Source organism: Streptomyces sp. NPDC088553 (assembly GCF_044752965.1).
GTDB lineage: Bacteria > Actinomycetota > Actinomycetes > Streptomycetales > Streptomycetaceae > Streptomyces.
On the sequence record NZ_JBIVMG010000001.1, the window covers coordinates 647,747 to 666,280 of the forward strand.

Below are 18,534 nucleotides of genomic sequence, written 5' to 3' on the forward strand. Positions count from 1 at the left end.
CGGGTCGGACGGACGCCGTCGGGAGCGCCCTGTTACCGGATGGGACCCCGTACGGTGTCCATTCTCCGGGGCGCCCGGGCCCCCTGCATCTCGGAGCCGGTCGCGTGGGGACCGGAGCGCGGACGAAGGCGGGGTGGCCCCGCGTCAGGAGGAGGCGCGGACCACGAGTTCCGTCGGGAGCATCCGGCGGGGCTGCTCGTCCGGCTCGCTGGGCGCGGCGATCTCCTGGAGCAGCAACCGGGCCATGGTGCGGCCCATCTCCTCGATGGGCTGCCGGACGCTGGTCAGCGGCGGGTCCATGTGCCGGGCGACGGCCGAGTCGTCGACGCCGACGAGCGCCACGTCCTCGGGGACCCGGCGGCCCGCCTCGCGCAGGACGCCGCGCGCGCCCGCGGCCATGACGTCGGAGGCGGCGAACACCGCGTCCAGGTCCGGCCTGCGGTCCAGGAGTCGACGCATGGCGCGCCGTCCGCCCTCCTCGGTGAAGTCCCCGGTGGCGACGAGCCCTTCGTCGGTGGCGAGTCCGGCCTCCGCCAGGCCCTCCCGGTAGCCGTCGAGACGACAGCGGGCCACGTACATGTCGAGCGGTCCGGTGATGGTGGCGACGGCGCGTCGGCCGCGTGCGGCGAGATGGGCGACGGCGGTCCGGCCGGCGCCGGTGTTGTCGGAGTCGACGAAGGCGACGCGCTCGTCCTCGGTGCGGCGGCCGTTGAGGACGGCGGGCAGGCCGAGGGCGCGGACCTGGTCGGGCAGGGGGTCGGCGGCGTGCACGGAGACGAGGAGGACGCCGTCGACGCGCTGCGCGGCGAGGTACTGCTCGAAGCGCTGCCGCTCCTGCTCGCTGCGGATCAGGGTGAGCAGCAACTGCTTGTCGGCATCGGCGAGTTCACTGCTGACGCCGCGGATGATGTCGAGGAAGTACGGCTCCGCGAAGAGCCGGGCCTCGGTCTCGGGGATGACGAGCGCGACGGCGTCGGTCCTGCTGCCCGCCAGGGCGCGGGCGGCCCGGTTGGGTACGTAGCCGAGTTCGGCCACGGCCCGTTCGACGGCGGCCTTGGCCTGTTCGCTCACCCGGGGGGAGCCGTTGATGACCCGGGAGACGGTGCCGCGGCCGACTCCGGCCCTGGCCGCGACCTCTTCAAGGGTAGGCCTGCCGGTCTGCCGTCCGCTCACCGCCATGTGCCGCTTCTCCCCTCGGGCCGCCGCCCCGCCTGCGTGTGCACGCGAACCTATCAGGCGGGGCGGGGCCGTCCCGGGGGCGCCGCGGAAGGGCCCGGGGGACGCTCAGGCGTCGGTCGGGGCAAGCTCCGCCATGGCGCCCCAGCCCTGCTGCGGGACCTCGACGTTGATGATCTCGGGAGTGGTGGCGATGGCTCCGGCCATGGCTGCGAGACCGGCCGTGAAGTGCGGGGAGGCGACGTGGGCCGCGCCCGCCTCGGCGTCCGCGAAGGCCTCCAGGAGGACGAAGACGTTCGGGTCGTCGACGCTGCGGGACCAGTCGAAGAAGAGGTTGCCGGGCTCCTCGCGGGTGGCGCGGGTGAAGTCGGCCACCAGGTCGAGCCAGCGGTCGGCGTGGTCGGGGCGGGCGGTGAAACGTACGGCGATGAAGATCATGCGACCAGCCTGCGGCGCCCCGGCCGACGCGGCCAGTCGGTCCGGTCAGGATTCCGGCAGGGCCGGAAACTCCGGTACGGCACGGGTGAGCGCCGCCCGGATCTCGCCCTGCCGCCGCGCGAAACCGGCGGTCGGCAGCGAGACGGACAGGGCGTGCACGATGCCGTCGCCGCGCTCGGGCAGCGCGACGGCGAGACAGGTGTACGCGAGGTCCGCCTCGCCCACGGACACGGCGATGCCCTGCCCGCGCACCCGGTCGACCTCGGCCTCGAAGCGCTCGGCGCTGGTGATCGTCCGCTCGGTGAAGCGGGCCATCCCGTGCTCCGCGAGGTAGCGGCGGCGCAGCGGGCGCGGCAGCGCGGCGAGCAGCGCCTTGCCATGGGCGGTCGCGTGGGCGCGCTGTTCGGGGCCCGGTGTGAAGGGGTGGGCGGCGTCGGTGACCGGGGCGGTGGTGTCGACGACGGTGATCAGGCCGTCGCGGTAGGCGGTGTGGTACGCCTCCGCGCCCGTGGCCCGCCGCAGCCGGCCGAGGAGCTCACCGGTGCCGACGCCGAGTCCGTGGTGCCGCTGGTGGGAGCGGTGCAGGGCCGGGACGCGGGGCCCGGGGGCGTACCCCTCGGTGGTGCGGACGAGGTAGCCGCGCGCGAGGAGCGGCCCGGTGACGTGGTAGACGGTCGAGAGGGCGCAGCCGAGGTGCCTGGCCAGCGCCTTCGCCCCGACGGGCCGGTCGGCGTCGGCGACGGCGTCGAGGACGGCGAGGGCCCGGTCGACGGACTGGGGCCCGGGGCTCGGTGACGGGGCAGGCATCGGTCCAGCTTAGGCGGGCGGGGCGGGGGTGCGGCTGCCGGGCGTCCCGGCCCCGGGGGCGACGACGCGGGCTCGGGGGACTCTCCGTGTCCCCTTCGCTCCCCTCCGTATCCCCGCAGGTCACACCCGCCTTATGTGCATAAGACACTCTTTCGGCGTACCGTCGGGTGTTCCCCTGATCCTCGACGCCACGGGAGAGCGCGTGCCCCGCTCCACGACCGACCATGCCCGGACGCCCCGCGAGGGGCGCCGTCCGCGTCTCCGGACGGCCGCGATCGCGACAGGTGTGGTCGCCGTCGCCGCGGGCGGCCTGTACGTGGCGGGGCTCGTCGCCACCGGCGACGACATATCCGCCGGCACCCGTGTCGGCGGCGTCGACATCGGCGGCATGAGCCGCGCCGAGGCCGAGGCCAAGCTGGCGGCCGAGGCCCCGGCCGCGTGGAGCGCGCCGATACCCGTGCGGGTCGGCGACAGCGCCTCGGCCGTGACGCCGGCGTCCGCCGGTCTCACCGTGGACGTGGCGAAGACCGCCGAGCTGGCGGCCGACCCCTCCCGCGACCCGTTCACCGTCATCGGGCGGCTCTTCTCGTCCGGCGACCGCGAGATCGAGCCGGTCCTCGCGTACGACGCGGGCAAGGCGAACGCCACGGTGGCCGAGTTGGCCAGGAAGAACGACCGCACGGTGCGCGAGGGGTCCGTGGCCTTCCGCGAGGGCAAGGCCGTCGCGACCCGTCCCGTCACCGGCCAGAAGCTGGAAACGGCCAAGGCCGTCGAGGCGCTGCGGGCCGCCTACCCCGCCGCCACCGGCGCCTCGCCCGTCGCGCTCCCCGTCGCCGTGACCGAGCCGAAGCTGCCCGCGGCCGAGGTGACCCGCTTCCTCGACACGTACGCGAAGCCCGCCGTCTCGGGACCCGTGACGCTCACGGCGGGCGCGGACCGGCTGCGGATCTCCGCCGCGACGCTCGGCGACCACCTCACCGTGGAGAACGAGAACGGCCGGCTGACCGCCGCCCTCGACGCCGAGGCGCTGCTGCGCGACCCGGACGTGGCGGACCCGATCTCCTCCCTGACGGGCGCGCCCGTCGAGGCGGCCCTCGGCGTGCGGGACGGCAAGGTCGTCGTGGAGTCGGAGGGCAGGCCGGGGCACGAGGTGACGGCGAAGGCCCTCGGCGATGCCGTGCGCCCGCTGCTGACGCGGTCGGGCGAGGCCGCGCGTACCGCCGCCGTGGCCACCACGGTCACGCAGCCCGAGCTCACGTCCGGCTCCCTGGCGCGTCTCGGGATCACCGAGCAGATGTCGACGTTCACGGTGAACTTCCCGAGCGCTCCCTACCGGACGACGAACATCGGCCGGGCCGCCGAACTCATCAACGGTTCGCTCGTGCAGCCGGGCGAGGTGTGGAGCTTCAACAAGACGGTCGGCGAGCGCACCCCGGACAACGGCTTCGTCGACGGCACGATGATCCTGGACGGCCAGTACCGCTCGGCGCCCGGCGGCGGCGTGTCGGCGATGGCCACCACCATGTTCAACGCCATGTTCTTCGCCGGTGTGAAGCCCGTCGAGTACGGGGCCCACTCCTTCTACATCGAGCGGTACCCGGCAGGCCGCGAGGCGACGGTCGCCTGGGGCCAGCTCGACCTGAAGTTCCGCAACGACTCCGGGAAGCCGATCTACATCAAGGCCGGCGCGACGGACTCGTCCGTCACGGTGAGCTTCCTCGGCACGAAGAAGTACGACTCCGTGGAGGCGGTCGCCGGGGAGCGCACCAACCTCACGCAGCCCAAGAAGGCCGAGGGCAGCGGCGAGGCCTGTGTGCCGCAGCCGCCGCTGGAGGGCTTCGACATCGCGGTGGACCGGGTCTTCAAGAACGACGGCGTCGAGGTCAAGCGGGAGACGTTCAAGACCCACTACACCCCGCGCGACGAAGTCACCTGCAAGCCGGTCGACAAGTCCGACGCCGACACGCCCGACAAGGAGACGGACGCCAGGTGACCGGCGCGTGACCGGTGGGGAGACGGACGCCCGGAAGGGTGTCTTCCCGTACGGCCGGGGCATGACTCCGGAGCACGGCCCACCAGGCCAGGGCCGCCCTCAACCGTCCGGAGGCCCGCCTTGGCGCAGCGCAGCGACCCCTTCGAGCGGCTCCTCGCCGACGCCGTGCGCGCGGGCGTCTGCCCCGGCATGGTGTGGGCCGTGGGCGACGCCCGGACGACCCTGTCGGCGGGGGCCGTCGGTCTGCTCGATCCGGCGGACCTCGGCGCACCGATGCGGGACGACACCCTCTTCGACGTGGCGAGCCTCACCAAGATCCTCGCCGTCTGGGCCGTGATCGGCACCCTCGTCGACGCCGGAAAGCTCGATCCGACGGCCCCGCTGGGCGACTACTGGCCCGAGGCGGCCGGGCGGCCGCTCGCCGATGTGACGGCACATCACCTCCTCACCCACACCGCCGGCATGCCGCTGCGCGCCAACCTCCGACACCTGTACGGCTCCGATCCGCAGGACGTACGGGACGGCGTCCTCGCCGAGCGGCTCCGCCACCGGCCCGGGGAGGCCGTCGCGTACACCGACCGGGCGGCCCTGATCCTCGGCTACCTCGCCGAGCACCTCACCCGCCGCCCGCTCCCCCGGCTCGCCGAGGAGCGGGTCTGGGCCCCGCTCGGGATGACGGAGACCCGGTACGGTCCGCTGCCCCCCGCGCTCAGGGAGCGGTGCGCGCCCACCGAGTACGACGAGGAGAGCGGCCGGCATCTCAAGGGCACCGTCCACGACTTCTCGGCCCGGCTGCTCGGCGGCGCCTGCGGGATCGCGGGGGTCTTCACGACCACCGGCGACGTCGGACGGTTCCTGCGCCACCTCCTCGCCCCGGTGCCCGGCACCTTCTCCGCCGAATGGACGGACCGCTCGCTCCGCGTCCACACCGGCGCTCTCGAACCTCCGCGCGGCCTGTTCTGGCACCCCGCGCCGGGCACGGAACCCGCGGACGGCGTCTGGTCCCACTTCGGCTTCACCGGCACCGGCATGTGGGTCTCGCCGGCCCGGGACCGCTGGGCGGTCCTCCTCACCAACCGCCTCCGCCTGACCCGGGACCCCGGCCCTCTGGCCCGCGTCAGGGAGGTGTTCCGGACCCTCGCCTTCCCGTGACCTCGCCCCGGGCGTCCACGGGCGGGCCGTGAGCTTCGACACCCCTCTGATCGAGCAAACAGACCGGGGGTTACCATATGAGCGCCGCCTAGCTCGAAAGATAAACTTGTGACTGTCAATGACGACTCGTTCACCAGCTGGAAGAACCGCGAGGAGATCGCGGAGTCGATGATCCCGATCATCGGGAAGCTGCACCGGGAGCAGGACATCACCGTCCTGGTCCACAGCCGCTCCCTGGTGAACAAGTCGGTGGTCAGCATCCTCAAGACCCACCGGTTCGCCCGCCAGATAGCGGGCGAGGAGCTGTCGGTCACCGAGACGCTTCCGTTCCTCCAGACGCTCACCACCCTGGACCTCGGCCCGTCCCAGATCGACATCGGCATGCTGGCCGCCGAGTACAAGACCGACAACCGCGGTCTCACGGTGGAGGAGTTCACCGCCGAGGCCGTCGCCGGTGCCACCGGAGAGAACAAGATCGAGCGCCGCGACGGACGCGACGTCGTCCTCTACGGCTTCGGCCGCATCGGCCGCCTCGTCGCCCGCCTCCTCATCGAGAAGGCCGGCTCGGGCAACGGTCTGCGCCTGCGCGCGATCGTCGTCCGCGGCGGCGGTGAGCAGGACCTGGTGAAGCGCGCCTCGCTGCTGCGCCGTGACTCCATCCACGGTCAGTTCCAGGGCACGATCACGGTCGACGAGGCGAACAGCACGATCGTCGCCAACGGCAACACCATCAAGGTGATCTACGCCAACGACCCCTCCGAGGTCGACTACACGGCGTACGGCATCGAGAACGCCATCCTCATCGACAACACCGGCAAGTGGCGTGACCGCGAGGGCCTGTCGAAGCACCTGCGCCCCGGCATCGACAAGGTCGTCCTGACCGCGCCCGGCAAGGGTGACGTGCCGAACATCGTGCACGGCGTCAACCACGACACGATCAAGCCGGACGAGCAGATCCTCTCCTGCGCCTCCTGCACCACCAACGCGATCGTGCCGCCGCTGAAGGCGATGGACGACGAGTACGGCGTGCTCCGCGGCCACGTGGAGACGGTCCACTCGTTCACGAACGACCAGAACCTCCTGGACAACTACCACAAGGCGGACCGCCGCGGCCGTTCCGCGCCGCTCAACATGGTGATCACCGAGACCGGTGCCGCCTCGGCCGTCGCCAAGGCGCTGCCGGACCTCAAGGCCCCGATCACGGGCAGCTCGATCCGCGTCCCCGTCCCGGACGTCTCGATCGCCATCCTGAGCCTGCGCCTGGGCCGCGAGACCACCCGCGACGAGGTCCTCGAGTACCTCCGCGACGTCTCGCTGCACTCCCCGCTGAAGCGTCAGATCGACTTCACCACGGCCCCCGACGCGGTCTCGATGGACTTCGTGGGCTCGCGCCACGCGTCGATCGTCGACGCCGGCGCGACCAAGGTCGACGGCGACAACGCGATCCTCTACCTGTGGTACGACAACGAGTTCGGCTACTCGTGCCAGGTCATCCGGGTCGTCCAGCACGTCTCCGGCGTGGAGTACCCGACCTTCCCGGCCCCGGCGGTCTGATCCCCACCCGCCCACCGGCACGGCGGCGCGCCGCACTTCCTCCGGGAGGTGCGGCGCGCCGCCGTTCGCCGTCCCCCCTCCCCCCCGCCGCGCGAACCGACCGCCGCCGCCCGGCGTCCCTCCCCGCATGGACACGTTCACGCACGGGATACGCCAGCTCCTGCGGTTCGCGGTACTTGAGGCGCGGTGCTGCGCCTTCGCCGTCGCGCTCGTCGGGGGGATCGCCGTCTCGTCCCTGCTGCCCGAGCTGCCGGTCGCCCGCTACGACCTGCTGCTCCTGTACGGGATCGGCCTCACTGTGGTGGCCTGGAAGGTCGGGTGGGACAGCGGGCGGGACATCGCGGTGATCGCCGCCTGCCACGCCACGGGCCTGCTCTTCGAGTTGGTCAAGGTACGGATGGGCTCGTGGAGTTATCCGGAGGAGGCGCTCACGAAGGTCGGCGGGGTGCCGCTGTACGGGGGATTCCTCTACGCGGCGCTCGGCAGTTACGTCTGCCGGGCCCGGCGCCTGTTCGACCTGCGACTGACGGGCTACCGGCCGCGGGCGACGGCCGTGCTCGCCGCCGCCGTGTACGTGAACTTCTTCAGCCACCACTGGCTGCCCGACGCCCGCTGGGCCCTGGCGGCCCTGCTCCTCGTGGCGACGGCGGGGACCTGGGTGCGGTTCCGGGTGGGCGACCGGGACCACCGGATGCCGCTGGCCCTGTCGTTCGTCCTGATCGGTTTCTTCCTCTGGGTCGCGGAGAACGCGGCCACGTACGTCGGCGCCTGGAGCTACCCGAACCAGCTGGACGGCTGGCAGCCGGTCTCCCTCGCCAAGTTCGGCGCCTGGGCGCTGCTGATGACGGTCACGTTCGTCCTGGCAATGTCTTCCCGCTCGGCACGACACGAGAATTGAAGCAATTTCGTGCACGGGTGCAGGGGACGTGGTACAGTCGACAGCAGTTGCAGTCGTGGTTCCCAAAGAAACTTACAAGTGCCTTTGACGATTCGACATCGTCAGGCACTTTCTGTGTTTTCGGTGCAGTTTTCCGGACGGGGCAATCATCACGGCGACGCCGGGGTCCGCACAGTGCGGCCCCCAGGGCTACGCCCCGAAGGAGAATTGACATGGCTAACGGCACCGTGAAGTGGTTCAACGCTGAAAAGGGCTTCGGCTTCATCGAGCAGGAGGGTGGCGGCCCGGACGTCTTCGCCCACTACTCCAACATCGCCACCTCTGGCTTCCGTGAGCTCCAGGAAGGCCAGAAGGTGACCTTCGACGTCACGCAGGGCCAGAAGGGCCCCCAGGCGGAGAACATCCTCCCCGCCTGACGTTGACACGTCCGACGCAGCCGGTGTCCTCACCCGTGTGGTGAGGGCCCCGGCTCGTCGCATTTTCCAGGCTTTTCAAACATTCCCGGGCTTTTCGCCGCCCGGCCGCCGATTTGATACCCCTCGGCGTGGCCGGATTCGCACGCCCGTGGTATTCGGTACGTTCCAGTAATTCATCGGGCCCGCGGCCCCTCGCGAATTCCTCGAAGCGCACCGTTTCGAGGAGGACCCATGAACAACGCGAACAGCGCGAAGAGCGCACCCCGTACGGACCGGGCAGGACGCGGCACCCCCGCCGCGGACGACTGGGCGGCGCTGCCCCCCGGCACCCCGGCCCTGCCGCCCGCCGCCACCTTCGCCGAGCTCGATCTGCCGGCCGAGGTCCACGCCGTCCTCACCGGGCTCGGCGTCGACACGCCGTTCCCCATCCAGTCAGCGACCCTGCCCGACGCACTCGCGGGCCGCGACGTCCTGGGACGCGCGCGCACCGGATCCGGCAAGACCCTCGCCTTCGGCCTGCCCCTGCTGGCCCGTATCGCCGGCCGGCGCGCCGATGCCCGTAAGCCGCTCGCGCTGGTCCTCGTGCCCACGCGCGAACTGGCCCAGCAGGTCACGGACGCCCTCGACCCGTTCGCCCGGGCCCTCAAGCTGCGCCTGGCCACCGTCGTCGGCGGCATGTCGATCGGCCGGCAGGCCACGGCACTGCGCGACGGTGCCGAGGTGCTGATCGCCACACCCGGCCGGCTCATGGACCTCGTCGAGCGCAAGGACTGCCGACTGGACCGGGTGGGCGCGGCCGTCCTCGACGAGGCCGACCAGATGGCCGACATGGGCTTCATGCCGCAGGTCACCGAGCTCCTCGACCTGGTGCCCGCCGGAGGCCAGCGGATGCTGTTCTCCGCCACGCTCGACCGCAACGTCGACCTGCTGGTCGAGCGGTACCTCACGGACCCGGTCGTCCACTCCGTCGACCCGTCGGCGGCGACCGTCTCCACGATGGACCACCACGTGCTCCATGTGCACGGCGCCGACAAGTTCGCCACCGCCACGGAGATCGCCGCCCGCGAGGGCCGGGTCATCATGTTCCTGGCGACGAAGGCCTCCGTCGACCGGTTCACCAAGCACCTCCTCGGCAGCGGTGTGCGCGCCGCCGCCCTGCACGGCGACAAGTCCCAGCCGCTGCGTACCCGCACCCTGGACCGCTTCCGCAGCGGCGAGGTCCCGGTGCTCGTCGCCACCAACGTGGCGGCGCGCGGCATCCACGTCGACGAGCTCGACCTCGTCGTCAACGTCGACCCGCCCGCCGACCACAAGGACTATCTGCACCGCGGCGGGCGCACCGCCCGCGCCGGTGAGTCCGGGGTCGTCGTCACCCTGGTCACGCCCGAGCAACAGCGTGACGTGGCCCGGCTCATGGCCGACGCCGGCATCCGCCCCCAGGTCACCAAGGTCCGGTCGGGCGAGGCGGAGCTGAGCCGCATCACCGGCGCCCGTACCCCCTCGGGCGTACCCGTCGCCGGCGCCGCGCCCAGCCAGGAGGGCGCCAAGCGCGGCGGGGCGGCCTTCCGCGGCATGGGCACCGTCCCGGGCCGCCCGGGCCGTGCCAAGAACGAGTCCCGCAAGGCCGCCGAGGCCCGCAAGACGGCCGAGGCGAGGCAGGCGGCCCGCATCCGCCGAGGCAAGTAGGCGGCCTGGGGGCATGCTGACGGGTGCCGGGCGGCCGCGACGGCCGCCCGCCACGCCATCGTCGGCACACCGGAGGAGACCCCCGTGAGGGACAACGACCCGTGGGACACGATCCGTTCGCTCGCCGCCCTGTTCGCGGAGTTCGACGCCGAGCGGGGGCTCGGCGCGGAGGAGCAGTGGACGCTGCAGGTGCTCAAGCTCTCGGAGGAGGTGGGCGAGGCCGCGCAGGCCGTCATCGGGGTGCGGGCGGCGAATCCGCGCAAGGGCCGCAGCCACGACTGGGAGCAGGTGCAGGAGGAGGTGGTCGACGCCGTGATCACCGGCATGGTCGCCCTCACCCGGATGCGCCCCGACGACGCACCCGAGTTCTTCGCCTCCGTACTCGCCCGGAAGTCGGCCGCGTTCCTCCCGTGCACGGACCCGCACGACGACGACCCCGTGGTCACGTCGCGTTGAGCGCCACCGTCGGGTGGAGACGCGAGGCGCGGATCGCCGGGTAGAGACCGGCGATCACCCCGATCAGGAGGGTGGCGGCGAGACCCCCCGCGAGGGACCAGGGCGGGACGACCGCCGTCCAGCCCTGGACCCGGGCGAAGCCGTACGTCGCCGCCGCTCCGAGGAGCGCGCCCGTCGCCCCGCCCAGCGCGGACAACAGCAGTGACTCGGTGAGGAACTGGAGCCGGATCGCGTTGCGGGTCGCGCCGAGGGAGCGGCGCAGGCCGATCTCCTGACGGCGCTCCAGGACGGAGATGACCATGGTGTTGGCGACGCCGACACCGCCGACCAGGAGCGCCACCGCGCCCAGGCCCAGCATCAGGGTCGTCAGGCCCTTGTCGGTGGCGGTCTTGGCGGCGAGCGCGTCGGAGGGCCGGGAGACCTTGACGCCCGCGTCGCCGCCGGGGCTGATCGTGCGGGCCAGGATCGCCCGTACGTCCTCCACCGAGGCGTCGGTGGAGCGCTCGAAGATCGTGGTCGGGTGACCGTCGAAGCCGAAGTGGCGCTCGGCGGCGGGGAATCCGACCATCGCCACCCGGTCGAGGTTCGGGACGAGTTCGAGCGGTTTCAGGATGCCGACGACGACCACGCGGGTGTCGTTCATCATGATCGTCTCGCCGGTGCGGGTGACGCCGAGCCGGTCGGCGGCCACCGCTCCGAGGACCGTGACCGGGAGGCGTTCGCCGGCCGGGTCCAGCCACGTGCCCTGGTCGACCTCGCCGCCGAGCGCGGCCAGGAGGTCGGTACGGACCGCCTGGGTGGTGACGCCCGCGGTGCGCTCCTCGGGGACCAGGTCGCTGCGGCGGATCCGGGCGTCGACGTCGCCCGTTCCGGTGGCGTGCTGGACGGGGCCGATGCGCTCGACCATCGCGACCGCGTTCCTGGGGAGTTTGATCTCCTTGCCCAGGGCGTCCTTGCCCGCCTCGGCGGTGAGGAGGTTGGTGCCGAGCCGGTCGAGCCGGGCCATCAGGTCCGCGCGGCTGGACTCGGAGAGACCGACGACCGCGACCATGGTCGCGATGCCGATGGCGATGCCGAGCGCGGACAGCACCACGCGCGCGCGGCGTGCCCGGAGACCGACCGCGCCGACCCGGAGGACGTCGCCGGCGGAGAGTCGCGCGGGCTTGAGGGTGCCTTTCACGGCGCGGCTCCTTCCCCGGGCGGGAAGCGGCGCTCGTCCGACAGGACACCGCGCTCGTCCGAGACGATCTCGCCGTCCTTGAAGCGGACCCGACGCGGCAGCGCGTCCGCGATCTCGTTGTCGTGGGTGATGACGCAGATCGTGGTCCCCGCGGCGTTCAGCTCGTGGAGCAGCTCCATGACGATCTCCCCCGAGGCGGTGTCGAGGGCGCCGGTGGGTTCGTCCGCGAGCAGCAGGCGGGGCTCCCCCACCAGCGCGCGGGCGATGGCCACGCGCTGCTTCTCGCCGCCGGACAGCTCGTTCGGCGTGTGGGAGCGGCGGTGGCCGAGGCGTACCCGGTCCAGGGCGGCGCGCGCCCGCGCCCGGCGTTCCCGCGGCGGCACGCCCGCGTACAGGAGCCCGTCGGCGACGTTGTCGACGGCGTCGCGTCCGGCCGCGAGGTGGAAGTGCTGGAACACGAAGCCGATGTGGCGGGCGCGGAGTGCGGAGAGACGGTTGTCGGAGAGCGCGGACACGTCGTGGCCGGCGATCCGGACGGTGCCGCTGGTGGGTTTGTCGAGGGTGCCCATGACGTGGAGCATCGTGGACTTGCCGGATCCGGAGGGGCCGACGACGGCGAGCAGTTCGCCCTCGCCGACGATGAGGTTCACGCCGCGCAGGGCGTGGACGCCGCCGGGGTAGGACTTGGTGGCGTCCCGCAGTTCCACGACGGGGGAGGGTGCGGTGGACCGGGTGCCGTCCGGGGTCATGAGGCCGCCATCCCGACCTTCAGGCCTTCCCTCACGTCCGGGCCGCTGACCTCGATCCGCCCGTCGGCCGTCATGCCCGTCTCCACCCGTATCGTTCTCGTGGTGGCGCCCTCGACGATCTGGAGGCCGTAGCCGCCGTTCTCGCCGCGCAGGGCGAGGACCGCCTCGACGGGAACGGCGAGGACTCCCTTGCGGGCCTCGCTGACGAACTTCACGCCGGCCGACGTCTTGGCGTCCTCGCCGGACGCCGCGCGCGCCCCGCCGTCGAGGACGACCTCGACGACGATGCCCTCCTGCGACACCGCGCCTTCTTCCGGGCCGGTCTCCTCGGGGCGTACGGTTCCGGCGACCCTCCCGGCCACGGTCCTCCCGCTGGGCAGTGTGACCTCGACCTTGGTGCCGGCCGCGGTGAGCGCGCCGTCGGTCTGGTCCAGGTGGGCCCGGACGACGGGTTTGGTCGAGGCGACGGTCAGGACGGCCTCGCCGGGGCCGACCTGGTCGGCGAGCGCGGCGTCGACGGAGACCACCTTGACCTGGCCGGGCTGGAAGACGACGTCTCCTCGGCCGACCTTTCCGGTGGGTTCACGGTTCAGGGACTTCTGCCACTGCTTGACCGCTGTCTCGGTGTCCTTCTCGTAGCGCGTGTCGACGTGGACCCCGGCTCCGTACCCCAGGTCGCGCAGGTTGCGCTCCAGTTGGAGTACGTCGCTGCCCCGGTCCCCCGTCTTCATCTCGCGGAACATCGGGACGGGGCCGTAGAGGAGGGTGACGGGCTTGTCGTTCAGCTCGTACAGCGCCTGCCCCCTGGTCAGCGTCCTGCCCTCGGTGGCGGCGACCGTGACGGTGCCGTCGACGGCGGACTTGACGGGGCGGCGCTGCGCGAAGTCGAGCTTGCCGTCGACGGTCTTGGATTGGACGAGGTCGGTCCGTACGACAGTGGCGGTGGCGGGCGGCAGATCGCCGCCCTTCCCGGCGGCGGCGGAGCCGCCGGCGCCCTCGTCGAGGAGTCCGGGGTCGCCGAGGAGGACGACTCCCCCGGTGACGGCGGCGGCGACCGTCACCGCGCCGAGCGCGCGGAGGGCGGTACGGCGCTTCACTGCATGCCGTCCAGACCGTCGAGCAGCTTCGTCCTGCACGCCTCGCGGGCCTGCTTGTACGCCGGTGAGTCGTGGTCGATGGTCGGGGACGCCGGGTTGGGGTCGCCGCCCGGCTGGGCGTTGCCGCCGCTCATCGTCGGGTTGGTGAACCGGGAGACGCCGTTGTCCCGCATGCACTTGGCGTGCGCCAGCATCGACTCGTAGTCCTTCTGCTGGTCGCGCTTGGGCTCGGCCAGCATGACCTTCTGGAGCTCGTCGACACAGACGCCGTTCTTGCCGCCCTTGGCGGCCTCCATCTGGCCGGGCCGGGAGGAGATCTCCTCGACCTTCCCCCAGTCGAGGTGCCCGCTGAGCTTGGGGTCGGGAAAGTCCTGGTAGCCGCCCTTGACGCGCATGCACCGGACGTAGTCCATCTGTGCGTCGTAGAAGGCGCTCTTCCCGGCGGGCCGGGTGCTCGGGGCGGTGTCGTTCCGCAGGGACGGCGAGGCGGTGGTGGTCTCCGGCACCGAGGCGATCTCGTCGTTCTTCCCGGCGCCGCCGGCGCTGTCGTCGCCGCTGCCGCAGGCCGCGGTGAGGAGGAGGACGGGGGCCGTGGCGAGGACGGTCAGGCGCAGCCGGGCACGGGCACGGGAGGTTGTCTTCGGGGTCATGAACACGATCCTCGTCACGCCACGTGATGGCGCTTCCATGGCGACATGATGAGAACGTAACAATGCCCCCGACCTGCGGGTCGAGCCTCGGCCGGGGCGCTGGGCAGGTTCTCGCGGCACCCATAATCGACGGCATGCCGCATGTACTGCTCATCGAGGACGACGCGTCCGTACGGGACGGAATGGAGCTCGTGCTGCGCCGGCACGGGTACGACGTCGACACGGCGGCCACCGGCGAGGAGGCGCTCGCGCTGCTCGGCGCCCCGGACGGCGCGAAGGTCGAGCTGGCCGTCCTCGACCTGATGCTGCCGGGGATGGACGGTTTCGAGGTCTGCCGCCGCATCCGCGCCCGTACGACGACGCTGCCGATCATCATGCTGACCGCGCGCGGGGACGACCACGACATCGTGACGGGTCTGGAGGCCGGTGCCGACGACTACGTCGTCAAGCCGGTCACCGCTCCCGTCCTGGAGGCCCGCATCAGAGCGGCCCTGCGGCGCGCGGAACCGTCCGGGCCGGCGCGGACCGGCGACGGCGACCTCGCCGGCCTGGTGATCGACCGCGCCGGTCTCACCGTCACCAAGCACGGCGTCCTGGTCCCGCTGCCGCCCACCGAGCTGCGGCTGCTCCTCGAACTGTCCGCCTCGCCCGGCCGGGTCTTCAGCCGTGAGCAGCTCCTCGCCTCGGTCTGGGACCACACCTTCCTCGGTGACTCCCGGCTGGTGGACGCGGCGGTCGGGCGGCTGCGGGCGAAGCTGGAGGACGTACCGGCGAAACCCCGGTACGTGCAGACGGTGCGGGGCTTCGGCTACCGCTTCGGGCCGCTGTGAGCGGGACCGGAGGTACGGATCGTGCGGGCGGGTCCCGGTCCGCCGGGGGCTCCCCGGGGCGACGCTCCCGGCGGCTCGTCGGAGGGCTGCGGACCCGGCTCGTCGTGACCTTCGTCGTCGTCGCGCTCATCAGCGCGGTGACCGCGACCGCGCTCGCCTACCGGGACGCGCGGACCGCCGTGCTCCGGCGCACCCAGGACGCCGCGGTGAACGACGTGCGGACACGCGTCACCGCGGTCGCGGCCGATTTCGACCTGCCGCCCGACCAGCGGTCCCTCGCCCGGTTCGCGGCGAGGGTCTCGGACGGCCTCGGCGCCCGGATCGTCGTCGTCCGCTACCAGGACCTCGTCGCGGTGTCCGACCCGCTCGCCGACACGGAGGGCCGGATCACCGTCGAGCTGCGGAGCGCCGTACGGGCCGGGGACGGGACCCGGTTCCAGCGGGTGACGTGGCGGGACGAGCCGTATCTGGTGGTCGGCATGCCCGTGACGTACGCGGACGGGGACCGCCGGTTCTCCGGCCTGGAGGTCTTCGCGATCACCGGTCTCCGCGCCGAACGCGACGACACCGCCGCCCTGCTGGACTCCGTACGGGCGGGCATCCTGCCGGTGGTGGTGCTGGCCGCCGTCCTGGCGCTGCTCGCCGCCGGGACGGTCCTGCGTCCCGTACGGAAGCTGGGGCGGGCCACGCGGGAGCTCGCGGAGGGCGATCTCGGGAGCCGGGTCGCGGTCAAGGGGCACGACGAACTCGCGGATCTGGCGCGGACGTTCAACGAGACGGCGGACGCCCTGCAGGCCTCGGACGCGCGCCTGCGCGAGCAGGAGGCGAAGGCGCGCCGCTTCGTCGCGGACGTGTCGCACGAGCTGCGCACGCCCCTCGCGGCGATGACGATGGTGGCGACCGTCCTGGAGGAGGACGCCGACCAGCTGCCGCCGGACGCGGCGCGGGCGGCCCGCACGGTGGGCGTGGAGACGGCGCGGCTCTCGCGGCTCGTCGAGGACCTGATGGAGATCTCCCGTTTCGACGCGAACGCGATCCGGCTGAACGCGGCCGAGACCGAGCTCGCCGACACGGTACGGGCGTCCCTGGCGCTGCGCGGCTGGACCGACCGGGTGGAGGTCCGTCTCGACGAGGGCGTCCGGGCGGTGGTCGACCGGCGGCGCGTCGATGTGATCGTGGCGAACCTGGTGGGCAACGCGCTGCGGCACGGAGCGCCGCCGGTCACGGTGACCCTCGGCACGCGCGCCGGAGCGGGCGGGGAGTGGGTGACGGTGGAGGTCGCCGACCGCGGCCCGGGGCTGCCGCCGGAGGCCCGGGAGCGGGTCTTCGACCGGTTCTACAAGGCCGACGCGGCCCGTACGCGGAGCGCGGCCGACGCCGGCGGGCAGGGCAGCGGCCTCGGGACGGCGATCGCCCTGGAGAACGCGCGGCTGCACGGCGGCACGATCGACGTCGCCGAGGGACCGGAGGGCGGCGCGGTGTTCACCCTGCGGCTGCCCCTGCGGCGTACGGGAGAGGACGCGGAGTGAGGGTACGGGCGGGAGTGCTGGTCTCCGTCCTCGGGGCCGCCCTGGTGGGGTGCGGTGTGCAGCCGACGGGGGTGATAGGGGCGGGCGAGCCGGCGAGCGGGCCGACGCGCGGGATCCGGCTCTACTACGCGTCGGACAGCGGGCTGAGGGGCGTGCCCGTGCTCGACAGGGAGATCAGGAACCTCGCCTCGGTGGTGAAGCTGCTGGCGAGCGGCCCGCCGCCCGCCGAACAGCGGGACGGTCTCACCAATCTCGTTCAGCTCGGCGGCTACACGGTGACGGGCCGGGGCACGCAGGTCACGGTGCGCCTGGAGGAACCGTACGCGGGGACGGGCCGGGACCAGGGAACGGGACAGCTGGTGTGCACGCTCGCCCGCGCCCAGTCCGTACTCGACCCGAGGGTCAGGACGGACGACGTGGAGGTCACGCTGCGCCAGCCGGAGGGCCCGGACCTGGGCCCGTTCCGGTGCGCCGAGTTCCTCGGCTGAGAGCGCGAGGAACGGGGCCGGGTGGGCCGACGTCGCTCGTCCCCGGCAGAGGGCCCGTGTCGACCGCCTCGGGACGGGGCACGCCGTCGGGGCGGGGCAGGGGCTCGCCGTCGCTCGTCCCGACGCGGGGCACGCGGGAGCCGTCGCCGGGGGCCGCCTTGAGCAGGTCCAGGAGGCCGGTGATCTCGTAGTCGCCCTCCAGCGGATGCCGGAAGCGCTTGCCCTGGGTCAGGCGGTAGCGGTTGCGCCGGCCCTCCCGGGCGTGCGTGAGGTATCCGGCGGCCTCCAGGTCGGCGACGATCCCCTGCACCGTTCGCTCGGTCACCCCGCACGCGGCGGCGACATCGCGGAGGCGGACCTCGGGGTCTCGGGCGATCACCACCAGCACTCGGGCGTGATTCGTCAGGAACGTCCATGATTGACGATTGCCTGAACTGTCACCCATGGGGCCATTATGTGACGGTTTACTCACGAGTTGCAAGACCTGAAATTTATCTCATGTGATTATTGACGTACTACGCGACAAAAGAGGACGATAAGGACAGAAAGAACAGGTTTGGCTGGCCCACGGGAGCACACCATGCACCCCCTTCCAGACCGCTCCACGGATCACCAGGCACCCGCGACCGGCTCGGACGCGCAGATGACCGTGAAGGTCGCGCCGGACGGCACCGTCGTCGTCTGCGGTGAGATCGACAGCGCCACCGCACCGCACCTGCGACGGAGCCTTCTGGCCGCGCTGCGCGCACACCCGGAGGGCGTCACGCTGGACCTCGCGGCCGTCACCTTCTGCGACTGCGCCGGTCTGCGCGCCTTCCGGACCGCTCGAAACACCACAGCCGCACCTCGTTCGCGCCTGGACGGCGGGCGTCAGCGCCCCCCGCTCCTCACGCTCGGCCCTGTGAGCCCGCGGGTGACCCGCCTGCTCCAGCTGACCGGCATGAACGGGCTCTTCTCGCCCCCGAGGACGGGACCGCCTCAATGAAGCGGCAGCCGTACCACGATGGTCTTGCCGCCCTCCGCCGGCAGGGTCAGCCTGATCTCCTGGGCGAGCAGCCTGACCAGGGGCCACCCGAAGCCGCCCTCCGCCGGACCGGAGGCACGTGCGGCCCCACGGCCGCCCCTGACATGCGGCAGCTCGACGCTCGCGTCGGCGACGGTGATCGTCACCGCGCCCGGGTCGACTTCCACTCTGAACCCGGTGAGGCCGCCCCCATGACGCAGCGCGTTGGTCACCAGCTCCGACGTCACGAGCAGCGCGTCCCCGACGGCAGTGGCGGACGGCGGGCCGCCGGTCCCCGTCGTGGCCATCCGCAGCGCCTCCGCCACCCGGGCGCGCGCCTCAGCCGCGACATGCGGGACGAGGGGCCGGTCCCCGTCCGGCCCGGGATATCCCGTGCGATGCCGTGTGGTCACTGTTCGTCCACCCCTCCGG

Annotated in this window: 20 protein-coding genes; 11 read left to right on the forward strand and 9 right to left on the reverse strand. The window is 72.6% G+C overall.

What is annotated here, in order from left to right; genetic code table 11:
• Positions 1 to 144: 144 nt before the first annotated feature.
• From ACIP8Z_RS02935 to ACIP8Z_RS02945, 3 genes are all read right to left on the reverse strand, one after another.
• A complete protein-coding gene (locus ACIP8Z_RS02935; protein WP_402077912.1) occupies positions 145 to 1,179 on the reverse strand; it encodes a LacI family DNA-binding transcriptional regulator in 1,035 nt (344 codons plus the stop codon).
• Positions 1,180 to 1,284: 105 nt separating this feature from the next.
• Positions 1,285 to 1,614, reverse strand: a complete 330-nt coding sequence (locus tag ACIP8Z_RS02940; protein ID WP_319312029.1) for a putative quinol monooxygenase — start codon at positions 1,612 to 1,614, stop codon at positions 1,285 to 1,287.
• A gap of 45 nt (positions 1,615 to 1,659) precedes the next feature.
• Positions 1,660 to 2,421 (reverse strand): IclR family transcriptional regulator, encoded by a 762-nt coding sequence (locus ACIP8Z_RS02945; protein WP_402077914.1) that lies wholly within the window; start codon positions 2,419 to 2,421, stop codon positions 1,660 to 1,662.
• Between the two features lie 202 nt (positions 2,422 to 2,623).
• Here ACIP8Z_RS02945 and ACIP8Z_RS02950 point away from each other — a divergent pair, with 202 nt between their 5' ends.
• The 7 genes from ACIP8Z_RS02950 (at position 2,624) to ACIP8Z_RS02980 (ending at position 10,576) form a co-directional block, all read left to right on the forward strand.
• A complete protein-coding gene (locus ACIP8Z_RS02950) occupies positions 2,624 to 4,414 on the forward strand; it encodes a VanW family protein (protein ID WP_402077917.1) in 1,791 nt (596 codons plus the stop codon).
• 120 nt (positions 4,415 to 4,534) lie between these two features.
• Positions 4,535 to 5,566 (forward strand): serine hydrolase domain-containing protein, encoded by a 1,032-nt coding sequence (locus ACIP8Z_RS02955; RefSeq protein ID WP_402077920.1) that lies wholly within the window; start codon positions 4,535 to 4,537, stop codon positions 5,564 to 5,566.
• Positions 5,567 to 5,674: 108 nt separating this feature from the next.
• Positions 5,675 to 7,120 (forward strand): glyceraldehyde-3-phosphate dehydrogenase, encoded by a 1,446-nt coding sequence (locus tag ACIP8Z_RS02960; protein WP_030319367.1) that lies wholly within the window; start codon positions 5,675 to 5,677, stop codon positions 7,118 to 7,120.
• A 127-nt stretch (positions 7,121 to 7,247) separates the two neighbouring features.
• Positions 7,248 to 8,018, forward strand: coding sequence for a DUF817 domain-containing protein (locus ACIP8Z_RS02965; RefSeq protein WP_402077922.1), 771 nt, complete (start codon positions 7,248 to 7,250; stop codon positions 8,016 to 8,018).
• A 212-nt stretch (positions 8,019 to 8,230) separates the two neighbouring features.
• The gene (locus tag ACIP8Z_RS02970; RefSeq protein WP_030218719.1) at positions 8,231 to 8,434 is read left to right on the forward strand and encodes a cold-shock protein; all 204 of its coding nucleotides are present in this window, start codon (positions 8,231 to 8,233) and stop codon (positions 8,432 to 8,434) included.
• Positions 8,435 to 8,665: 231 nt separating this feature from the next.
• Positions 8,666 to 10,120: a DEAD/DEAH box helicase gene (locus tag ACIP8Z_RS02975; RefSeq protein WP_402077924.1), complete on the forward strand. Its 1,455-nt coding sequence runs from the start codon at positions 8,666 to 8,668 to the stop codon at positions 10,118 to 10,120.
• 84 nt (positions 10,121 to 10,204) lie between these two features.
• A complete protein-coding gene (locus ACIP8Z_RS02980; protein ID WP_402077926.1) occupies positions 10,205 to 10,576 on the forward strand; it encodes a MazG-like family protein in 372 nt (123 codons plus the stop codon).
• Here the strand turns inward: ACIP8Z_RS02980 and ACIP8Z_RS02985 are convergent.
• Genes ACIP8Z_RS02985 through ACIP8Z_RS03000 form a run of 4 tightly spaced genes read right to left on the reverse strand, consistent with a single transcriptional unit; the run spans position 10,563 to position 14,252 of the window.
• Positions 10,563 to 11,756 (reverse strand): ABC transporter permease, encoded by a 1,194-nt coding sequence (locus tag ACIP8Z_RS02985; RefSeq protein WP_402077928.1) that lies wholly within the window; start codon positions 11,754 to 11,756, stop codon positions 10,563 to 10,565. The two genes, ACIP8Z_RS02980 and ACIP8Z_RS02985, sit on opposite strands and share 14 nt — an antisense overlap.
• A complete protein-coding gene (locus tag ACIP8Z_RS02990) occupies positions 11,753 to 12,505 on the reverse strand; it encodes an ABC transporter ATP-binding protein (RefSeq protein ID WP_402077930.1) in 753 nt (250 codons plus the stop codon). The genes ACIP8Z_RS02985 and ACIP8Z_RS02990 overlap by 4 nt, the downstream gene beginning before the upstream one ends.
• Entirely contained in the window at positions 12,502 to 13,602 is a 1,101-nt protein-coding gene (locus tag ACIP8Z_RS02995; protein WP_402077933.1) for a peptidoglycan-binding protein, read from the reverse strand. The genes ACIP8Z_RS02990 and ACIP8Z_RS02995 overlap by 4 nt, the downstream gene beginning before the upstream one ends.
• Positions 13,599 to 14,252: a hypothetical protein gene (locus ACIP8Z_RS03000; RefSeq protein WP_402077936.1), complete on the reverse strand. Its 654-nt coding sequence runs from the start codon at positions 14,250 to 14,252 to the stop codon at positions 13,599 to 13,601. Before ACIP8Z_RS03000 ends, ACIP8Z_RS02995 begins: the two co-directional genes overlap by 4 nt.
• Before the next feature lie 134 nt (positions 14,253 to 14,386).
• Between ACIP8Z_RS03000 and ACIP8Z_RS03005 the strand changes: the two genes are divergently transcribed.
• The 3 genes from ACIP8Z_RS03005 (at position 14,387) to ACIP8Z_RS03015 (ending at position 17,099) form a co-directional block, all read left to right on the forward strand.
• Positions 14,387 to 15,082: a response regulator gene (locus tag ACIP8Z_RS03005; RefSeq protein ID WP_402077938.1), complete on the forward strand. Its 696-nt coding sequence runs from the start codon at positions 14,387 to 14,389 to the stop codon at positions 15,080 to 15,082.
• An 86-nt stretch (positions 15,083 to 15,168) separates the two neighbouring features.
• Positions 15,169 to 16,611 carry an ATP-binding protein gene (locus ACIP8Z_RS03010; protein ID WP_402078894.1) on the forward strand — a complete coding sequence of 481 codons (1,443 nt, stop codon included), beginning with the start codon at positions 15,169 to 15,171 and terminating at the stop codon, positions 16,609 to 16,611.
• The gene (locus ACIP8Z_RS03015) at positions 16,608 to 17,099 is read left to right on the forward strand and encodes a hypothetical protein (protein ID WP_402077941.1); all 492 of its coding nucleotides are present in this window, start codon (positions 16,608 to 16,610) and stop codon (positions 17,097 to 17,099) included. Before ACIP8Z_RS03010 ends, ACIP8Z_RS03015 begins: the two co-directional genes overlap by 4 nt.
• Here ACIP8Z_RS03015 and ACIP8Z_RS03020 read toward each other — a convergent pair.
• Positions 17,035 to 17,544 (reverse strand): helix-turn-helix transcriptional regulator, encoded by a 510-nt coding sequence (locus ACIP8Z_RS03020; protein ID WP_402077942.1) that lies wholly within the window; start codon positions 17,542 to 17,544, stop codon positions 17,035 to 17,037. The genes ACIP8Z_RS03015 and ACIP8Z_RS03020 overlap by 65 nt on opposite strands.
• 135 nt (positions 17,545 to 17,679) lie before the next feature.
• On the opposite strand from ACIP8Z_RS03020, the gene ACIP8Z_RS03025 reads away from it, so the two are divergent.
• Positions 17,680 to 18,084 (forward strand): STAS domain-containing protein, encoded by a 405-nt coding sequence (locus ACIP8Z_RS03025; RefSeq protein ID WP_402077944.1) that lies wholly within the window; start codon positions 17,680 to 17,682, stop codon positions 18,082 to 18,084.
• Here ACIP8Z_RS03025 and ACIP8Z_RS03030 read toward each other — a convergent pair.
• Positions 18,078 to 18,515 carry an ATP-binding protein gene (locus tag ACIP8Z_RS03030; protein ID WP_402077946.1) on the reverse strand — a complete coding sequence of 146 codons (438 nt, stop codon included), beginning with the start codon at positions 18,513 to 18,515 and terminating at the stop codon, positions 18,078 to 18,080. The genes ACIP8Z_RS03025 and ACIP8Z_RS03030 overlap by 7 nt on opposite strands.
• Positions 18,516 to 18,534 lie beyond the last annotated feature (19 nt).